The following is a 19644-nucleotide window of genomic DNA, read 5'->3' as shown; positions in this document are numbered from 1 at the left end:
TATGCGGTTCGTGTCAGTCTCCGGCCTCCACCGGTCGCGCCGCACCGCTGTCGCTGCCAGTGCCGCTGGTGCCGCTGTCGCTGCCGTCGGCGCCGCCGCCCGCCATCGCGAGCCCGAGCACGCTCTCGTCCGCGTCCGCCTTGTCGTACGCGGCGGTCACGCGGCCCTCGTACATGACCAGCACCCGGTCCGCGAGGCCCCGGATCTCGCTCAGTTCGGCGGAGCGTGGTCGGCGATGACGCACGGGGACGAGTCCACGCCGTCCTCCAGACCCGTCAGGGTGATGCCGCCCTCCTTGAGGCCGTACGACACCGTGCCCGTCTCGCCGTCGAGGACCCGCTCGATGCCCTTCTCCACGGCCACGTCCGTCCGCTTGACGACGTTGTCGACGACCGTGCCGGGCGCCGAGGGGCACTGGTTGACGTCGACGCCGTACGCGAACGCGCCCTTGGCCTTCGCCGCCTCGAACACGCCGTAGTTGCCGGCCGCGGCGGCGGCCATCAGCTGGTCGTAGCCCTTGGCGAGCAGGGAGTTGGCCTGCTCCTTGGCGCGGGCGGAGTCGTCGAACGGGGACTGGCCGCCGACGAAGCGCGTCGAGGTCTCCGTCTTGGCGGCGACATGCTTGGCACCGGCCGCGAACGGGTCGCTGAAGCGGCGGAACTGGGGCGTGTCCAGCACGTCCACGGCACCCACCTTGCCGCTCTCGCTCAGCAGGCCCGCCTCCGCGCCCGCGAGGAAGACGCCCTCGTGCTCACGGAACACCGCGCACGACACGTTCTTGAAGGTCTTCTCCGTGCACGCGTCCACGAGCAGGAACTGCTGCTTCGGGTGGGCCTCGGCCTGCTGCGCGACCAGATCCGCGAACTCGAAGCCGACCAGCACGATCACATCCGGCTGTTCGTCCACGGCGGGCCCGCACGTTCTGCTGCTGCGAGGCCGAGTCCGTCGACTCGTAGACCTTCTGCGAGCCGTCGTGCGCCTTCGCCGCCGCCTTCACCCCCGCTGACGGCGGCCTTCAGGAACTCGTTCTGGCCGACCGCGTCCGGGGTGACGAGCGTGAAGCTCTTCCCGCCGCCCCCGCTCGCGGCGGCGTCGTCGGCCGAACCGTCCTTCTTCGCCGCCGCGTTGCAGGCGGTGGCCGGCAGGACGGTGCCGGTGGCGAGGGCGGCCAGGCGCAGGGAGCGGCGGGATCTACCGGTGGTGCGGGCGGTGCGGGACACCGGAAGACCTTCCGGAGGGTGCGGCAAAGGCCGGGACCGTCGACGCCGACGAGCCCTGGGGAGGGGGGAGCAGGGGGATGAAGCGGGGATGGAGCGGGTGTGGATCCGTGTGAGGGAGGAGCGGCGGGGCGCCGACGCGGTCTTCGCGACCGGGTCAGCGGCGACAGCCGTCGCTCGCGCAGCGGCCGTGGTCGAGGAAACGGCGCATGGTGAGCAGCACGGTTCCTCCTTCACATCGGCCTACGGGCTGCGGGCGGTGCTGGACTGTAACACCGCTTTCCGGACGCACGCCCCGCCGTCTTGAACTGTGGTTCCCGACGGTTCTTCGAGGTCATGTACGGTGTCGGGCACCTTCGGAACACCAGGAGTGCCCTGCCATGCCCCAGGAACTGCGCGCCGTCGACTGGACCGGAAACAGTCTTGCGCTCATCGACCAGACGGTTCTGCCGCACCGCACCGAGACGGTCGAGATCCGCGACGTCGACGCCCTGGTCTCCGCGATCCAGCGCCTCGTCGTCCGGGGCGCCCCCGCGATCGGGGCGGCCGGCGGATACGGGGTGGCGCTCGCGATCCTGGAGGGCGCGCGCGAGGGCTGGTCGGCCGAGGAGGTACGGGCCGCCGTCGCCCGTGTCCGTGAGGCCCGGCCCACCGCGGTGAACCTGATGGTGTGCGTGGACCGGGTCATGACCCGCTTCGACGAGGGTCTGGACGCGGTGCTGGAAGAGGCCGCCGCCGTCCAGCGCGAGGACGTCGAGGCGAACCGGGCGATGGGCGCGTTCGGCGCCGACTGGCTGCTGAAGCGGGTGGGCGTCGACCGTCCGCTGCGCGTGCTGACCCACTGCAACACGGGCGCCCTCGCGACCGCCGGATGGGGCACGGCACTTGGCGTGATCCGTGAACTCCACGCGCGGGGCCGCCTCGAAGTCGTCTACGCCGACGAGACGCGTCCCCTCCTCCAGGGATCCCGGCTGACGGCCTGGGAGTTGGTCCAGGAGGGCATCCCGCACTACGTCCAGGCGGACGGCGCCGCCGCCGGCACGATCCTGCGCGGCGAGGTCGACGCGGCCGTCGTCGGCGCGGACCGCATCGCCGCGAACGGCGACACCGCCAACAAGGTCGGCACGGTCGGCGTCGCCCTCGCCTGCGCCGACGCGGGCATCCCCTTCGTCGTCGCCGCACCCACCACCACGGTCGACCTCGCCACGGCTTCCGGCACCGACATCCACATCGAACTCCGGGGCGAGGACGAGGTGTTGGAGTGGGCCGGCGTACGGACCGCTCCTGCCGAGTCGCGCGGCCACAACCCGGCGTTCGACGTGACTCCGGGCAGGCTCGTCACCGGACTGGTCACCGAACGAGGCGTGTTGGAGGTCTCGGCGGGCGAACTGCCGGGCGAGCGCCTGCGTTAGCCCCGCGCCACACCTCCCCGCAACTTCCCCGTACCTCGTGCGCGAAGAGGCGGCCCGGTCACCTCGACCGGGCCGCCTCTTGATGTGCCGTCAGCGCTGGGTCAGCTCCAACTCCAGCAGCCACTCCACCACTTCGGTGTGGTGGCGGGCCTGGCGGGGGGTGTCCCCCCACACGTACAGGCCGTGGCCGGCGACGACCACGGCGGGCATCCGCGGGTCACGGGCGGCTTCGAGGCGGTCGCCCAGCACCTTCATGTCCTGGCTGTTGGTGATGACCGGGAGGGTGACCTCGACGTCGTGGGCGGGCTGGCCGACGCCCTTGAGCATCTCCAGGTCCTTGAAGACGATGCCCCCGGGCTCACGGCGGCCCATCGCCACGGAGGCGACGGTGTGGACGTGGACCACGGCGCCCGCACCGGCCAGCGCGGCGACGCGCGCGTGCAGCTCGGCCTCGGCGGACGGCCTGCCGCCCTGGACCGCGGCCCCGTTCCCGTCGACCAACACCACGTCCGCGGGCGTCAGTTCACCCTTGTCGTGACCGCTCGCGGTGACCGCCAGCCGCAGCGGATCGCGGGCCAGCACCACCGACAGGTTGCCCGAGGTGCCGCGCATCCAGCCGAAGGAGGCGAAGCGGGCCGACTCGGCGGCCAGGACGGCGCCCGCCTCCTCCAGGTCGAGTGCCGAGATCTCGGTGGTCATGCGGTGCTCCTCATGATGGTGATCTCGTCGAACGCCCCCGCCTGCGCGTGGTCGCCGACGCCTTGCTCGTAGTACGGCTCCCCGGGCCGCCGGACGCCGACGGTGTGCCAGCCGGCCGCCCGCGCCGCGTCCAGCTCACCGGGCCGGTCGGAGAGGAAGAGGACGCGCTCGGGGGTGGCGGCGAGACCGAGGGCCGTCGCGATCGTGCGGTACGAGTCCGCCTCCTGCTTCGGCCCCGCGTTCTCGGTGTCGTACAACCCCTCGACCAGCGGCAGCAGATCGCCCTCGGGGCTCGACCGGAACCAGGCGCGCTGGGCGGCCACGGAACCCGAGGAGTACACATGGAGGCGTACGCCCGCCGCGTGCCAGGCGCGCAGGGCGGGGAGGACGTCGTCGTAGAAGTGGGAGACGAGGTCGCCGCGCGCGAAGCCCTCGGACCAGATGAGGCCCTGGAGGGTCTTCAGCGGGGTCGCCTTGCGGTCCTCGTCGAGCCAGGCGTTGAGCGCCTTCTCGACGCGCGCGTCGTCGGCGTCCGGCTCGGCGATGAGTTCGCGTACCTGCGCGACCGCCCGCACCACCTCCGGGTCACCGCCCCGCTCGGCGAGCAGCGCGCCGAAACGGGAGCGGGAGTACGGGTAGAGCACGTCCACGACGAACCCCGTGGCGCTCGTGGTGCCCTCGATGTCGAGCACCACGGAGTCGATGTCGAAGACCTGGCTCACACCGCTGCCTTGTCCTGCTGGTACCCGGCGTCGATCGTGTCGTAGTCCGGGAAGCGGGCGGCGATCGTGGAGCCGGTGAAGCTGCCGATCCAGCCGTCCTCCTCGTGGAAGAACCGGATCGCGGTGAACGAGGGGTTGGTGCCCATGTCGAACCAGTGGGTGGTGCCGCGCGGCACGCCCAGCAGGTCGCCCTTCTCGCAGTAGACCGCGTGCACCTCGCCGTTCACATGCAGGTAGAAGATGCCGGAGCCGGAGACGAAGAAGCGGACCTCGTCATCGTCGTCGTGCGTGTGCTCCTGGAGGAACTTCTCGCGGGCGGCCTTCGCCTTCACCGGGAACTCGGGGTCGTCGCTCGGGTGGAGGCCGAGGACGTCCACCGTCGTGAAGCCCTCCTCGGCGTTGAGACGGTCGATCTCCGGGCCGTACGCGGCGAACACGGTCTCGCTGTCCGCGTCGAAGGGCACGTCCTCACGGATCGGCCACTGCTCGTAGCGCACCCCGAGCGGCGCCAGCGCGGCGGCGATCTCGACGGGGTCGGACGTACGACGCACCAGGGTCTCCGGTCCGGACTCGGGCCAGGTGGTCAGCAAGGTCATGAGAGCAACTCCAGGAGTCTGGAAGGGGTGTCCGGATACCGAGACGAGCACCCGGACGGCTGGGAAGGGGAAGGGGCAGGGAGACGCGAGGGGCGAGCGGCCGGTCAGCCGCGACAGCGCGCGCCGGGACAGCGGCGCATGCCGGGCATACGCTGCGCCGTCGCGTCGGGTGTCGTCATCGGGGCCTCACTGTCGTGCCGGTCGGGTGCCGGTACCGCGATGGTAACGCCGGTCCATGTACGGACATGTGTGACGTAGTCGCTGTCTCACCTGGTGAGAAACCGCTCTCATTGCTTTGACGCATGGCTGAAATCGTTCTCATGATCTGTGTATGAAGACGCTGCTGCTCGTCCGGCGGCTGTACGTGGACCTGCTCCGGTCGACCACGGCCAGCTGTCGCTGACCACTCCCGGAGCCCCGACGCGCCCTGACGCGCACTGCCGTCCCGGGCGTTCACCGTGCACCGCACGGTGGCGCGTTTCCGCCCCCGCTCCGGGTCGAGTACTTCCTTCCTCCCTTCGCACCGCACCTGGAGCCGCCATGTCCCGCTCGTCCCGCCGTACCCGCCTGCCCCTCGCCGCGCTGTCCCTTGCCTCCGCCTCGGCCCTGCTGCTGTCGGCCTGCGCGCAGTCCACCGACGCCTCCAAGGACACCGGCGACACCGCCGCCTCGGCCTCCGCCGCCACCGGCGAGAAGCCCGCCCCCTTCAGCGACGGCGCCGTCAAGGTCGCGCTGGTCAGACAGAGCGGCGCCGGCGACTACTTCGAGCAGTGGGGCAACGGCGCGAAGGCACAGGCCAAGGCCCTCGGCATCGACCTGACCGTGTACGACGCCCAGGCCGACAACGCCAAGCAGGCCACCGACCTGTCCTCGGCGATCAACTCCGGAGCCAAGGCGATCATCATCGACCACGGCTTCCCGGCGACGATCCAGCCGGAGATCGACAAGGCCGTGAAGAAGGGCATCAAGGTCGTCGTCTACGACGTGGAGACCGACACCAAGGGCGTCGTCTCCACCAAGCAGAACGACGCGAGCATGGCGCAGGCCGTCCTCGACGTGATGGCGAAGGAGGTCGGCAAGGACGCCAAGGTCGGCTACGTCAACGTCGCCGGCTACGCGGCCCTCGACAAGCGCGACACCGTCTGGAAGTCCACGGTCGACGCCCAGGGCTGGAAGCAGGCGTTCAAGGTCGGCAAGGTCACCGACTCCACGGCCACCGACAACGTTCCCCTCGTCTCCGCCGCCCTCACCCAGAACTCCGACGTGGCGGGCGTCTTCGCCCCCTACGACGAGCTGGCCAAGGGCACCGTCCTCGCCGTGCAGAACAAGAAGCTCCAGGACAAGGTCAAGGTCTTCGGCGCGGACGTCTCCAACGCCGACATCCAGGCCATCACCGCCGAGGACAGCCCCTGGGTCGCCACCGCCGGCACCGACCCGTCCGCCGTGGGCGCCGCCGTGGTCCGGACGACCGCGCTGGAGCTGGCCGGTCAGCTGAACAAGACCTCCGTCGAGTTCCCGGCCGTCGCCATCACCCAGGACTTCCTGCGCGAGAAGAAGATCGAGAACATGGACCAGCTGCGGAAGGCGCTGCCCGCGCTGAACCTGTCGCAGGTCTCGACCGCCGACTGGATCTCGAATGTCGCCCACTGACACCGGCGACACCGGCCGGGCGGAGGCGCAGGCAGCTGTCGGTCTGACCGATGTCAGCATGGCCTTCGGCGGCAAGACGGTGCTCGCCTCCGTCTCGCTGGACATCGCACCGGGCAGCGTGGTCGCGCTGCTCGGTGCGAACGGCGCCGGCAAGTCCACCCTCATCAAGATCCTGTCGGGCGTGCACACGGACCACGGCGGTCAGGTGCGGGTCGCAGGGGAGCCCGCGGCTCTCCAGTCGCCGCTGGCCGCCCGGCAGTTGGGCATCCAGACCGTGCACCAGCGCATCGGCGAGGGCGTCGTCCCCGGCCTCACCGTCGCCGAGAACCTGGTCTTCGAGGAGCTGGCGCAGAGCCGCGGCAACCCGTTCCTCAACGGCGGCAAGCTCCTCGCCCGCGCCCGCGAGATCCAGGCCGCCCTGGGCCTCGACTGGAGCGACGCCGTCCTCAAGCGGGACGTCACCGAACTCGGCATCTCCGACCGCCAGTTGCTGATCCTGGCCCGCGCCCTCGCCACCCGCCCCCGACTGCTGATCCTCGACGAGCCCACCTCCGCGCTCTCCGCAGCCGAGGCCGAGCGCCTGTTCGCGCTCGTCGAGCGGATGCGCGCGGACGGCATCGCCGTCCTCTACGTCTCCCACCGCCTCGGCGAGATCGACGCCCTCGCCGACCGGCTGGTCGTCCTGCGAGACGGCCGTCTCACCGAGGACCAGGTCCGCCCCTTCGACTGGGACGCCGCCCTGCGCGCGATGCTCGCCCAGGCCCAGGAGACCACCACCGCCCGCCCGGTCCGTGAGAGCGACCGGGGAGACGTCGTCCTCTCCCTGCGCGGGGTACGGCTCTTCGACGGCCGCACCCCCCTCGACCTCGACCTCCGCACCGGCGAGGTCACCGGCGTCGTCGGCCTGCTGGGCGCCGGCAAGACCGAACTGGCCCGCGGCCTCTTCGGCGCCGAACCCTTCACCACCGGCACGGTCGAGCTGGACGGCAGGGCGTACGCGCCCCGCCGCCCCGCCGACGCCATCCGCGGCGGCGTCCACCTCGTCCCCGAGGACCGGCACGCCGACGCCCTCGTCCCCGGCTGGTCCGTGGCCCAGAACGTCTCCCTGCCGTTCCTCAAGTCCCTGTCCAGGCTGGGCCTGATGAACACGGCCAGGGAGAACGCCCTCGGCCGTGACACCATCGACGCCCTCGGGGTCGTCACCCGCGACGAGCACAGCACCGTCGAGGAGCTGTCCGGCGGCAACCAGCAGAAGGTCGTCGTCGGCCGCTGGCTCGCCGAGACCCCCCGCGTCCTCATCCTGGACGAACCGTTCCGAGGGGTGGACATCGGCGCCCGGCGCGACATCGGCCGCCGTGCCCGCGCGCTCGCCGCCGAGGGCGCCGCCGTGCTCGTCCTGTCCGCCGACGTCGACGAGGTCCTGGAGGTCGCCGACCGGGTCGTCGTCCTCGCCGCCGGTGAGATCCACCTCGACGCGTACGGCGAGGACGCGGAACGCGACCGCGTCATCCAGACCATCTCGGCGTCCGTGTGACCCCGGCCCACCCCGAGGAAGACCCAGGACCAGGAAGTCCGAGGAAGCACCCATGACCACCACCCAGAGCACCGAGGTCCCCACCAAGGCGGCGCTCCCGCCCGAGACCTCCACGGCCGTACGTGCGCAGAACGCCGTCATCAAGTACGGCTTCATCTTCGTCACGGTCGCGCTCTTCGCGTACTTCGCGCTGACCGAGGGCTCCTTCCGTGAGTCGGCGACCCTCCTCGACACCCTCCGCTATGTCTCCGTCGCCGCCATCCTCGGCCTCGGCGTCACCCTCACCATGGCCGTCGGCGGCATGGACATGTCCGTCGGCGCGGTCGCCGGGCTCGGTGTCTCCGTCGCCGCCCACACGATGGTCGTCCACAACCAGATCGGCACGGTCGCGATCCTCGCGGTCCTCGTGGCGGGCGCCCTCGCGGGCCTCCTCAACGCCCTGCTGATCGTGGTGATGAAGATCCCCGACATGCTGGCCACGCTCGGCACGATGTTCGTCATCCAGGGCACCAAACTGATCCTGGTCGACGGCCAGTCCATCACCCCCGGCATGACGCTGGAGGACGGCACCACCGCCCCCGGCAGGTTCACCGCCGGCTTCCTGAAGATCGACCGGGGGACGGTCCTCGGCATCCCGATCTCGGTTCTCGTGTTCGGCGCGCTGACGGTCGCCGCCTGGGTCTTCCTCGCCCGCACCCGCTGGGGACGCGTCTTCTACGCGATCGGCGCCAACCCGGAGGCCTCGCGCCTGGCAGGCATCCGCGTCGGCGCGTACCGCGCGCTGGCCTACGTCCTCTCCGGCGTCCTCGCCTCCGTCGGCGGCCTGATCCTGGCCTCCCGGATCGGGCAGGGCGATGTGTCCGCCGGAACGTCGCAGCTGCTGGAGGCGGTCGCCGTGGCGCTCGTCGGCACATCGGTGCTGGGCCGGGGCCGCCCCAACGTCTGGGGCACCGCCCTCGGCGCGGTCCTCATCGGCATCATCACCACCGGCCTCACCATCAAGGGCCTGCCGTACTACACCCAGGACGTCGTCGAGGGCGCGGTCCTCATCCTCGCCCTGGTCTTCAGCTTCACCCTGTCCAAGCGCCGCACCGCATGAAGCGCCGCACCGCGTAAGCCGTACGAGGGAGTTCACCGACCATGGGCTACCGCATCCTGGAGACCGACGACATCCCCGCGTACCTGCGTGAGCGGGGGCACTGGGAGGACGGGGACGACATCACCGTCCGCGAGGTGTCGGACGGCAACGTCAACCGTGTGTTCCTCGCCTCGAACGCGGACGGTACACGGGGGCTTGCCCTCAAGCAGGCGCTGCCCTGGGTGCGGGTGGCCGGGCCCTCCTGGCCGCTGAGTCCCGAGCGGGCGCACGCGGAGGCCCGTGCGTACGAGCAACTGGGGAAGGTCGCCCCCGACGAGATCCCCGGGATCCACGGGTACGACCCCGAGAACTACGCCCTCGTCATGGAGGACCTGTCCGACCTGGAGGTCCTGCGTACGCTGCTCAACGAGGGCGCGTCGTACGGGCCGCACACCTCGCCGCAGATCGGGCGGCTCGTGGCCCGGCTGTCCTTCGCCACGAGTGACTTCGGCATGGAGTCCGGCGACCGCAAGGCGCTGCTGGCGGCGTCCGTGAATCCCGAGTTGTGCAAGATCACCGAGGATGTCGTGCTCTCGGAGCCGTACATCGAGCACGAGCACAACCACTGGGATGCGGGGCTGGACGATCTGGCGGCGGAGTTCCGGGCGGATGCTGTGTTGCGCACGGAGGTCGCCGACCTTCGGCACGTGTTCATGACGAGTGCGCAGGCTCTGCTCCACGGAGACCTCCACTCGGGCAGTGTGATGGTCGGTGAGCGTGAAGGCGCCCATGTCGTACGGGTCTTCGACCCCGAGTTCTCGTTCGTGGGACCCATCGGGTTCGACCTCGGGCTGTACTGGGCCAACGCGCTCGTTTCGGAGGAGCGGGCCCGTGCGCTGGGCACTCTGACGGACCACGGCGATCAACTGCGGCTGTCCTGGGAGGCGTTCGAGGGCGAGTTCCGGCGGCTGTGGCCGACGCGGGTCGACACGTTCTTCGACGACGCGTATCTGGAGCGGTTCCTCGCACGGGTCTGGACGGAGTCCCTGGGCTTCGCCGGTACGGAGATCGTCCGGCGCATCATCGGCTTCGCGCACCTGACCGATCTGACGACACTGCCCGATCCGGTGCCGGCGTCGCGGCGGGCGCTGCTCCTCGGGCGTGAACTGATCGTACGGCGAGGGGAGTTGGGGAACGTCGACTCCGTACGAGCCATGGTGACGTCGCTGTCCTGACAGCGCGGACGGCGGCGGGCTCCTCGCGCGGTTCCTCGCGCCCCTGAGGCCGTACGGGTGCCCCGTACTGGTCTCTCCCCCCTGCCTCGGCTGCGGGCAATCGTGCCGCTGGGGCGGCACGGGTGGGCGCAGGCGGCGCCCCGCGAGCGCCGGGTCGCGCGAACCCCGCCCGGTCCAGCTCCGGCCGCCGGGTGCCGTGACAAGAAGAGGCGGGCCCCGGTGCCGTATCGGCGTGGGGCCCGCCCTGGTGCGCTCGGGCCGGCCCCGGTCACGGGGTGGGGCCGGCCCGAGAGTCGGTCACGTCTTGTCGAGGACGTCCTGGACCTTGGTGCGGATCTCGTCCGTGGCCAGGCCTCGTATCGTCAGGGTCGTGCGGCGGCGAAGGACGTCGTCGGGGGCCTCGGCCCACTCGGTGTCGCGGGCGTAGACCACCTGCGCCCAGATCTCCGGCGCGTCGGGGTGCACCCGCTCGGCCAGTTCGGGGTTCTCGTTGGCGAGGCGGGCGATGTCGAAGGCCAGGGAGCCGTAGTGCGTGGCCAGATGACGGGCCGTGTCCGCACCCATACGGGGGCCGGGCGCCGGACGGTCCACCAGCAGGCGGTGGGCGACCGCGCGCGGATTGGCGACACCCGGCAGCGGCAGCTTCTTCGGCAGGGAGGCGACCGGCTCGAAGTCCTCGCCCAGCGGGTGACCGGGGAGCGCCTCCAGCTTCTTCATGATCGTGCGGCCGATGTGCCGGAAGGTCGTCCACTTGCCGCCCGCGACGGACAGCATGCCGCCCCGGCCCTCGGTGACGACCGTCTCCCGCTTGGCCTTGGCGGTGTCGCCGGGCCCGCCCGGCAGCACCCGCAGGCCGGCGAAGGAGTAGGTGATCAGATCGCGGGAGAGCTGCTGGTCGCGGATGGAGAAGGCGGCCTCGTCCAGGATCTGGGATATGTCCTTCTCGGTGACCGAGACGTCCGCCGGGTCGCCCTCGTACATCTCGTCGGTCGTGCCGAGCAGCAGCATGTCCTCCCAGGGGAGGGCGAAGGTGATGCGGTACTTGTCGATGGGGGTGGCGAGCGCGGCCTTCCACGGGGACGTCCGCTTCAGGACCAGGTGCGCGCCCTTGGAGAGGCGGATGGAGGGCGCCGCGTCGGGGTTCTCCATGCGGCGCAGGTGGTCGACCCAGGGGCCGGTCGCGTTGAGGACCAGACGGGCGCTGACACCGAACTCGTCGCCGGAGAGCCGGTCGCGCAGCTCGGCACCGGTCACCCGGCCCTTGGTGAAGCGCAGGCCGGTGACCTCGGCGTGGTTCAGGACGACGGCACCCGACTCCACGGACGCGCGGACCGCCATGAGGGCCATCCGGGAGTCGTTCATCTGGTCGTCGCCGTACACCGCCACGGCCTTGAGGTTGTCGGTGCGCAGTTCCGGTACGTCCTGCGCGGCCTTCGCGGGGCTGAGCAGATGACCCACTCCGTCGCCGAACGCGGAGAGCGCGGAGTAGGCGAAGACGCCCGCCCCGAGCTTCGCCGCGCCGTGCGGCCCGCCCTTGTACACGGGGAGGTAGAACGTGAGCGGGTTCGCCAGGTGGGGGGCCACCTGGCGGGAGACCGCACGGCGCTCGAAGTGGTTCTCCGCCACCAGCTTCACCGCGCCGGTCTGCAGATAGCGCAGACCGCCGTGGAGCAGCTTGGAGGAGGCGGAGGAGGTGGCACCGGCGAAGTCGCCGGCGTCGACCAGGGCCACCCTGAGCCCGGACTGCGCGGCGTGCCAGGCGGTGGAGATGCCCAGAATGCCGCCGCCGATCACGAGGAGGTCGTACGACGCCTTGGAGAGCTGCTCCCGGGTCTCGGCACGGCTCGGGTTCGAGCCGGACGCCGGGCGCGTCCCCAGGGCAGGCAGGGTCTGCAGGGTGGTCTGACTGGTCATGTGGGGTTCTTACTCCTCATCAGAGCCGACGGACGGAGCCCTTCGCGGCTCCGGCTCAGCTCTCGTCCTCGAGCCAGCCCATGGTCCGCTCGACGGCCTTGAGCCAGCTCTTGTACTCACGGTCGCGGGTCTCCGCGTCCATCCGGGGGGTCCACTCGGCGGCCCGCCGCCAGTTGGCGCGCAGATCGTCGGTGTTGGTCCAGAAGCCGACGGCGAGACCGGCGGCGTAGGCGGCGCCGAGGCAGGTGGTCTCGGCGACCATCGGGCGCACCACGGGGGCGTCCAGGAAGTCCGAGAGGGTCTGCATCAGCAGGTTGTTGGAGGTCATACCGCCGTCGACCTTGAGGGCCGCGAGCTCGACGCCCGAGTCCTTGGTCATGGCGTCCGTGATCTCACGGGTCTGCCAGGCGGTGGCCTCCAGGACGGCGCGCGCGAGGTGCGCCTTGGTGACGTACCGGGTGAGACCGGCGATCACACCGCGGGCGTCGGAGCGCCAGTACGGGGCGAAGAGTCCGGAGAAGGCCGGTACGAAGTACGCGCCGCCGTTGTCCTCGACCGAGAGCGCCAGCGTCTCGATCTCGGCGGCCGTGGAGATCAGGCCCATCTGGTCGCGCATCCACTGCACCAGCGAACCGGTGACGGCGATCGAGCCCTCCAGGGCGTAGACCGGCTTCTGGTCGCCGATCCGGTAGCCGACCGTGGTCAGCAGCCCGCTGTAGGAGTTGATGATCTTCTCACCGGTGTTCAGCAGCATGAAGGTGCCGGTGCCGTACGTGGACTTGGCCTCGCCCTCCTCGAAGCAGGTCTGGCCGAACAGCGCCGCCTGCTGGTCGCCGAGCGCGGAGGCGACCGGGATGCCGCCGAGCAGCTCGCCGAGACGGCCGCCGCTGACCTCGCCGTACACCTCGGCGGAGGAGCGGATCTCCGGGAGCATCGACAGCGGGACACCGATGGACTCGGCGATCTTGTCGTCCCACTGGAGCGTGTGCAGGTTCATCAGCATGGTGCGGGAGGCGTTGGTGACGTCGGTGTAGTGCTTGCCGCCGTCGACACCGCCCGTCAGGTTCCAGATGACCCAGCTGTCCATGGTGCCGAAGAGGATGTCGCCGGCCTCGGCGCGCTCCCGCAGGCCCTCGACGTTGTCCAGCAGCCAGCGGGCCTTCGGACCGGCGAAGTAGCTCGCCAGCGGCAGACCGGTCTCGCGGCGGAAACGGTCCTGGCCGACGTTGCGGCCCAGCTCCCGACAGAGGGCGTCGGTACGGGTGTCCTGCCAGACGATGGCGTTGTGGACGGGCTCACCGGTGTTCTTGTCCCAGAGCAGCGTGGTCTCGCGCTGGTTGGTGATGCCGATGGCCTTGATGTCGTCGCGGGTGATGCCGGCCTTCTCGATGGCCCCGGCGACGACCTCCTGGACGTTCGTCCAGATCTCGGTGGCGTTGTGCTCGACCCAGCCCGGCTTCGGGAAGATCTGCTCGTGCTCCTTCTGGTCGACGGAGACGATGCGTCCGTCGCGGTCGAAGACGATGCAGCGGCTGGAGGTGGTGCCCTGGTCGATGGCCGCGATGAACGGTCCGGCGGTGTGGGCGTCGGTCACGGTGTGCTCCTGAAAGTTCACTGGGTACGGGGCTGTACGTACGGCGCGTGCTGAGCGTTCCGCGAATTCACGGGATTCCGGAAGACGGCGGCTAGTGCTTCTAAGCGAAAGCGACGTTGTAGATGCCTGCAGCGATGGCGGCGCCGATCAGGGGACCGACCACCGGGACCCAGGCGTAGCCCCAGTCGGATCCGCCCTTGTTGGGCAGGGGCAGGAGGGCGTGCACGATACGCGGACCGAGGTCACGGGCCGGGTTGATCGCGTAACCGGTCGGGCCACCGAGGGACAGACCGATCGAGACCACGACGAGCGCGGTGATCAGGGCGCCCAGGGTGCCGAGACCCTTGCCGTCGCCGTTCAGTCCCTGCGTCAGGACCGCGAGGACGAGTACGACGGTGCCGATGACCTCGGTGGCGACGTTCTGCCAGGCCACGCGGACCTCGGGGCCGGTGGAGAAGATGCCGAGCACGGGGCCGGCGCCGGCCTCCCGGGCCTCCACGGACTTGGCCGGGGCCGACTCGCCGACGATCTCCCGGTCGGTGAGGTGGGCGCGGAACTGGCCGTAGTAGGCGACCCAGACCAGTGCGGCGCCGATCATGGCGCCGAGCAGCTGCCCGCCCCAGTAGATCGGGACGTCGCTCCACTCGATGCCGTTCTTCTTCAGCGCGAGCGCGAGGGTCACGGCCGGGTTCAGGTGGGCGCCGGAGAGCGGCGCGGAGGTGTAGACGGCCGTCAGAACGGCGAAACCCCACCCGAAGGTGATGGCGAGCCAACCGGCGTTACGTGCCTTGGAGGCCTTCAGCGTGACGGCGGCGCAGACGCCACCGCCGAGCAGGATGAGTATGGCGGTACCGATGGTCTCGCCGATGAAGATGTCGGAGCTGGACACCCGCGACTCCTTTGTCCTTCGTCCAGGGGAAAGGTTCGGCCCTTGGCTTGTCACACTCTAACGCGTATTGCCGGTAGGTGTTCGACAATGTCGACCGATGGACGGGAGTCTTGCTCCGGTGTTACGCGTGCGTCAAGAGCTGTGTTGCGGGAAGTGCGATCGTTATTGATCGAACGGTCCGTGGATCTCGGTGTGGCCGCCCAGGGTGCCCACCCGGGCACGCGGCGCACGCGCGCGTACGGCGAAGGCCGGGACACCGTGGGGTGTCCCGGCCTTCGCCGTGTCGGCCGCCGTCAGAACCGGGCCGCGCCCAGGTCCCGGGAGACCGCGCGGGCGCAGTCCCGTACGGCAGCGATCAGCTCGGGGCGCAGCTCGCCCTCGCGGCACAGCCGCTCCACCGCGCCGGTGATGCCGACCGCGCCCACCGGCATGCGCCGCCGGTCGTGGATGGGGGCGGCGATGGACGCCACGCCCTCCCACGTCTCCTCGACGTCGGCCGCGTACCCGCGCGCGCGGGTGATGTCCAGGACGCCCTCGAAGTCGTCCAGGGTGTGCACGGTGCGGTCGGTGAACGCCTTGCGCTCGCCCTCCAGGACCTCGCTGTGCGCCACCGGGTCGTAGGCCGCGAGGACCTTGCCCAGGGCCGTGGAGTGCAGCGGCTGCATGGCCCCTATCTCCAGGACCTGCCGGCTGTCGTCGGGCCGGAAGACGTGGTGCACGATCAGCACGCCCTGCTGGTGCAGCACCCCGAGATGGACGCTCTCCCCGCTGGAACGGGCCAGGTCGTCCGTCCAGACCAGGGCCCGCGCCCGCAGCTCGTGGACGTCCAGATACGTGGTCCCGAGGCGCAGCAGCTCCGCCCCCAGCTGGTAGCGCCCGGAGGCGTCGTCCTGCTCGACGAACCCCTCCTGCTGGAGCGTGCGCAGTATGCCGTGGGCGGTGCCCTTGGCGAGGCCCAGCGAGGAGGCGATGTCCGACAGGCCGAGTCGCCGTTCGCCGCCCGCGAGCAGGCGCAGCATCGCGGCCGCCCGTTCGAGCGACTGGATGTTCCGTGCCATCGCCGTCCTGCCTCCGTCCCCTTCGGCCGCCGTACGCGACTGAACTACCATCGTTCGGCAATGCCGAACACTACCGGTCGTTGCCGACCTCTCGCCAATGGCCGTCACCGGCTTTTCGGCCACGGCCGCCGCCCGGTGACGTTCCCGTGCCCGGCCGGTGCCCGGCCGGTGCCCGTCCGGTGCCCGGCCGGTGCCCGTCCGGTGCCCGTCCGGTGTCAGTCCGGCGATCATGTGAGCATGGGGTGTACGCGCGGTGCCCGAGTGGTGTCCGTGGTTCGTTTTCGTCGTCGGAGTAAACCGCACTCGGCCGCGTACGCCACGCCCGTCCGTCCCGTGGACTCCCCTGACCATCCGTGGCGCTCCGGGCTACCCTTGCCGCGTGCGGCTTCCACGGGAGGCCGCAAAGCCGACAGCCGTCGCACCCCAGGGAGCAGCTCCATGGCCTCGTTGCCGAATCCGTCCCCTTCGTCCGCCGCCGCAGGCCGGGCCCGATCCGAGGCCCTGCGCGAGGCCCTCGCGACCCGTGTGGTGGTCGCGGACGGTGCGATGGGCACGATGCTTCAGGCACAGGACCCCACACTGGAGGACTTCCAGCAGTTGGAGGGCTGCAACGAGGTCCTGAACGCCACCCGCCCCGACATCGTCCGCTCGGTGCACGCCGCGTACTTCGACGCGGGCGTCGACTGCGTCGAGACCAACACCTTCGGCGCGAACCTCACCGCACTGGGTGAGTACGACATCCCCGAACGCACCGCCGAGCTGTCCGAGGCCGGCGCCCGGATCGCCCGGGAGACGGCCGACGAGTACGCCGCCCGCGACGGCCGTCAGCGCTGGGTGCTGGGCTCCATCGGTCCGGGTACCAAACTCCCCACCCTCGGCCACACCACCTTCACCGCCATCCGCGACGCCTACCAGCAGAACGCCGAGGGCCTGCTGGCCGGCGGCGCGGACGCGCTCCTGGTGGAGACCACCCAGGACCTGCTGCAGACCAAGGCCTCCGTCATCGCCGCCCGCCGCGCGATGGAGACGGCCGGTTACGACGTCCCCCTGATCGTGTCGGTGACGGTCGAGACGACCGGCACCATGCTGCTGGGCTCGGAGATCGGCGCGGCGCTGACCGCGCTGGAGCCGCTCGGCATCGACATGATCGGCCTGAACTGCGCGACCGGCCCGGCCGAGATGAGCGAGCACCTGCGCTATCTGGCCCGCCACTCCCGCATCCAGCTGTCCTGTATGCCGAACGCCGGCCTGCCGGTGCTGACCAAGGACGGCGCCCACTACCCGCTGACCGCGCCGGAGCTGGCCGACGCGCAGGAGAACTTCGTCCGCGAGTACGGCCTCTCCCTCATCGGCGGCTGCTGCGGTACGACCCCCGAGCATCTGCGGCAGGTCGTCGACCGCGTCCGCGACCTCACGCCCACCGTCCGCGACCCGCGCCCCGAGCCCGGCGCCGCCTCCCTCTACCAGACGGTCCCGTTCCGCCAGGACACCTCGTACATGGCGATCGGCGAGCGGACGAACGCCAACGGCTCGAAGAAGTTCCGCGAGGCCATGCTTCAGGCCCGCTGGGACGACTGTGTGGAGATGGCCCGCGACCAGATCCGCGAAGGCGCCCACATGCTCGACCTCTGCGTCGACTACGTGGGCCGCGACGGCGTCGCCGACATGGCCGAACTCGCCGGCCGTTTCGCCACCGCCTCCACCCTCCCCATCGTCCTGGACTCCACCGAGGTGGACGTCATCCGGGCCGGGCTGGAGAAGCTCGGCGGCCGGGCGGTCATCAACTCCGTCAACTACGAGGACGGCGACGGCCCCGAGTCCCGCTTCGCCAAGGTCACCCGGCTCGCGCAGGAGCACGGCGCCGCGCTGATCGCGCTGACCATCGACGAGGAGGGGCAGGCCCGCACCCCCGAGAAGAAGGTCGAGATCGCCGAACGGCTCATCGACGACCTCACCGGCAACTGGGGCATCCACGAGTCGGACATCCTCATCGACACCCTGACCTTCACCATCTGCACCGGTCAGGAGGAGTCCCGGGGCGACGGCATCGCGACGATCGAGGCGATCCGCGAGCTGAAGCGCCGCCACCCCGAGGTGCAGACCACCCTCGGCCTGTCGAACATCTCCTTCGGCCTCAACCCGGCCGCCCGTATCCTCCTCAACTCCGTCTTCCTCGACGAGTGCGCGAAGGCGGGTCTCGACTCGGCGATCGTGCACGCGAGCAAGATCCTCCCGATCGCCCGCTTCAGCGAGGAGGAGGTGCAGACGGCCCTCGACCTGGTCTACGACCGCCGTGCAGAGGGCTACGACCCGCTGCAGAAGCTCATGGCGCTGTTCGAGGGCGCCACCGCCAAGTCCCTGAAGGCCGGCAAGGCCGAGGAACTGGCCGCACTCCCGCTGGAGGAGCGCCTCAAGCGCCGCATCATCGACGGCGAGAAGAACGGCCTGGAGGCCGACCTCGACGAGGCCCTGCTGACCCGCGCCGCCCTCGACATCGTCAACGACACGCTCCTGGACGGTATGAAGGTCGTCGGCGAGCTGTTCGGCTCGGGCCAGATGCAGCTGCCGTTCGTGCTCCAGTCCGCCGAGGTCATGAAGTCCGCGGTGGCCCATCTGGAGCCGCACATGGAGAAGTCGGACACCGAGGGCAAGGGCACCATCGTGCTGGCCACCGTCCGCGGCGACGTCCACGACATCGGCAAGAACCTCGTCGACATCATCCTGTCCAACAACGGCTACAACGTCGTCAACCTCGGTATCAAGCAGCCCGTCTCCGCGATTCTGGACGCCGCCGCCGAGCACCGTGCCGACGTCATCGGCATGTCCGGCCTCCTGGTCAAGTCCACGGTGATCATGAAGGAGAACCTCCAGGAGCTGAACCAGCGCGGCCTGGCCGCCGACTACCCCGTCATCCTCGGCGGCGCCGCCCTCACCCGCGCCTATGTCGAACAGGACCTGTACGAGATCTACGAGGGCGAGGTCCGCTACGCCCGCGACGCCTTCGAGGGCCTGCGCCTGATGGACGCCCTCATCGGCGTCAAGCGGGGCGTGCCCGGCGCGGTCCTGCCCGAGCTGAAGCAGCGCCGGGTCCGCGCCACCGCCACGGCCACCGCCGTCGAGGAGCGCCCGGAGGAGGGCCACGTCCGCTCCGACGTCGCCACCGACAACCCCGTGCCCACCCCGCCGTTCCGGGGCACCCGCGTCATCAAGGGCATCCAGCTCAAGGAGTACGCGACCTGGCTCGACGAGGGCGCCCTCTTCAAGGGCCAGTGGGGACTGAAGCAGGCCCGCACCGGCGACGGACCCACCTACGAGGAACTCGTCGAGACCGAGGGCCGGCCCCGGCTGCGCGGTCTGCTGGACAAGCTCCAGACCGACAACCTCCTCGAAGCGGCCGTCGTCTACGGCTACTTCCCCTGTGTCTCCAAGGACGACGACCTGATCATCCTGGACGACGACGGCAACGAACGGACCCGGTTCTCCTTCCCGCGCCAGCGCCGGGGCCGCCGCCTGTGCCTGGCCGACTTCTTCCGCCCGGAGGAGTCCGGCGAGATCGACGTCGTCGGCCTCCAGGTCGTCACCGTCGGCTCCCGCATCGGCGAGGAGACCGCCAAGCTCTTCGAGGCCAACGCCTACCGCGACTACCTCGAACTCCACGGCCTGTCCGTGCAGCTGGCCGAGGCGCTCGCCGAGTACTGGCACGCCCGGGTCCGCTCGGAGCTGGGCTTCGCCGCGGAGGACCCGGACGCCGTCGAGGACATGTTCGCCCTCAAGTACCGGGGCGCCCGCTTCTCCCTCGGCTACGGCGCCTGCCCGAACCTGGAGGACCGCGCCAAGATCGCCCGGCTGCTGGAGCCCGAGCGGATCGGCGTCCAGCTCTCGGAGGAGTTCCAGCTCCACCCCGAGCAGTCCACGGACGCGATCGTCATCCATCACCCCGAGGCGAAGTACTTCAACGCTCGGTAACGCCTTCGCGCAGTGCTTCAGCCGGACCGAAAGGCGCTCGTCCGCGCGGCGTCGTACACTGGTCGGTCCACCGCAGGCCG

Annotated in this window: 13 protein-coding genes and 2 pseudogenes; 6 read left to right on the top strand and 9 right to left on the bottom strand. The window is 70.6% G+C overall.

The window, feature by feature from the left end:
- Window positions 1-13: 13 nt before the first annotated feature.
- Both F9278_RS07985 and F9278_RS07980 read right to left on the bottom strand, forming a co-directional pair.
- A pseudogene (locus F9278_RS07985) lies at window positions 14-223 on the bottom strand (heme ABC transporter ATP-binding protein); the annotation flags it as partial.
- Window positions 224-225: 2 nt separating this feature from the next.
- A pseudogene (locus F9278_RS07980) lies at window positions 226-1178 on the bottom strand (BMP family ABC transporter substrate-binding protein); the annotation flags it as partial.
- 419 nt (window positions 1179-1597) lie between these two features.
- Here F9278_RS07980 and mtnA point away from each other — a divergent pair.
- Window positions 1598-2629 (top strand): S-methyl-5-thioribose-1-phosphate isomerase, encoded by a 1032-nt coding sequence (gene mtnA, locus F9278_RS07975; protein WP_152167658.1) that lies wholly within the window; start codon window positions 1598-1600, stop codon window positions 2627-2629.
- A 90-nt stretch (window positions 2630-2719) separates the two neighbouring features.
- Here mtnA and mtnB read toward each other — a convergent pair whose 3' ends face one another.
- From mtnB to F9278_RS07960, 3 genes are read right to left on the bottom strand one after another with little or no spacing between them, the layout of a single operon-like run.
- A complete protein-coding gene (gene mtnB / locus F9278_RS07970) occupies window positions 2720-3328 on the bottom strand; it encodes a methylthioribulose 1-phosphate dehydratase (RefSeq protein ID WP_152167657.1) in 609 nt (202 codons plus the stop codon).
- Window positions 3325-4050: an acireductone synthase gene (gene mtnC / locus F9278_RS07965; protein WP_152167656.1), complete on the bottom strand. Its 726-nt coding sequence runs from the start codon at window positions 4048-4050 to the stop codon at window positions 3325-3327. Before mtnC ends, mtnB begins: the two co-directional genes overlap by 4 nt.
- Window positions 4047-4646 (bottom strand): 1,2-dihydroxy-3-keto-5-methylthiopentene dioxygenase, encoded by a 600-nt coding sequence (locus F9278_RS07960; RefSeq protein WP_152167655.1) that lies wholly within the window; start codon window positions 4644-4646, stop codon window positions 4047-4049. The genes mtnC and F9278_RS07960 overlap by 4 nt, the downstream gene beginning before the upstream one ends.
- A 540-nt stretch (window positions 4647-5186) precedes the next feature.
- Here F9278_RS07960 and F9278_RS07955 point away from each other — a divergent pair.
- From F9278_RS07955 to mtnK, 4 genes are read left to right on the top strand one after another with little or no spacing between them, the layout of a single operon-like run.
- Window positions 5187-6296 carry a substrate-binding domain-containing protein gene (locus F9278_RS07955; protein WP_152167654.1) on the top strand — a complete coding sequence of 370 codons (1110 nt, stop codon included), beginning with the start codon at window positions 5187-5189 and terminating at the stop codon, window positions 6294-6296.
- Window positions 6283-7830, top strand: coding sequence for a sugar ABC transporter ATP-binding protein (locus tag F9278_RS07950; protein ID WP_152167653.1), 1548 nt, complete (start codon window positions 6283-6285; stop codon window positions 7828-7830). Before F9278_RS07955 ends, F9278_RS07950 begins: the two co-directional genes overlap by 14 nt.
- 52 nt (window positions 7831-7882) lie before the next feature.
- Window positions 7883-8929, top strand: a complete 1047-nt coding sequence (locus tag F9278_RS07945; protein ID WP_152167652.1) for an ABC transporter permease — start codon at window positions 7883-7885, stop codon at window positions 8927-8929.
- Between the two features lie 41 nt (window positions 8930-8970).
- Window positions 8971-10143 carry an S-methyl-5-thioribose kinase gene (mtnK, locus tag F9278_RS07940; RefSeq protein ID WP_152167651.1) on the top strand — a complete coding sequence of 391 codons (1173 nt, stop codon included), beginning with the start codon at window positions 8971-8973 and terminating at the stop codon, window positions 10141-10143.
- Window positions 10144-10440: 297 nt separating this feature from the next.
- On the opposite strand, the gene F9278_RS07935 is transcribed toward mtnK, so the two are convergent.
- From F9278_RS07935 to F9278_RS07920, 4 genes are all read right to left on the bottom strand, one after another.
- Window positions 10441-12057, bottom strand: coding sequence for a glycerol-3-phosphate dehydrogenase/oxidase (locus tag F9278_RS07935; RefSeq protein WP_152167650.1), 1617 nt, complete (start codon window positions 12055-12057; stop codon window positions 10441-10443).
- 55 nt (window positions 12058-12112) lie between these two features.
- On the bottom strand, window positions 12113-13651 hold the full coding sequence (glpK, locus tag F9278_RS07930) for a glycerol kinase GlpK (protein WP_152167649.1): 1539 nt from the start codon (window positions 13649-13651) through the stop codon (window positions 12113-12115).
- Window positions 13652-13751: 100 nt separating this feature from the next.
- A complete protein-coding gene (locus F9278_RS07925; protein ID WP_152167648.1) occupies window positions 13752-14540 on the bottom strand; it encodes an MIP/aquaporin family protein in 789 nt (262 codons plus the stop codon).
- A gap of 293 nt (window positions 14541-14833) precedes the next feature.
- Window positions 14834-15598: an IclR family transcriptional regulator gene (locus F9278_RS07920; RefSeq protein ID WP_152167647.1), complete on the bottom strand. Its 765-nt coding sequence runs from the start codon at window positions 15596-15598 to the stop codon at window positions 14834-14836.
- A gap of 438 nt (window positions 15599-16036) precedes the next feature.
- On the opposite strand from F9278_RS07920, the gene metH reads away from it, so the two are divergent.
- Complete coding sequence (metH, locus tag F9278_RS07915) at window positions 16037-19564, top strand: methionine synthase (RefSeq protein ID WP_152167646.1); 3528 nt, start codon at window positions 16037-16039, stop codon at window positions 19562-19564.
- Window positions 19565-19644 lie beyond the last annotated feature (80 nt).

The organism is Streptomyces phaeolivaceus (assembly GCF_009184865.1).
Classification (GTDB): Bacteria; Actinomycetota; Actinomycetes; order Streptomycetales; family Streptomycetaceae; genus Streptomyces; species Streptomyces phaeolivaceus.
The sequence above is the reverse complement of the archived record's forward strand: the minus strand, read 5'-3'. Positions and strand labels throughout refer to the sequence as shown.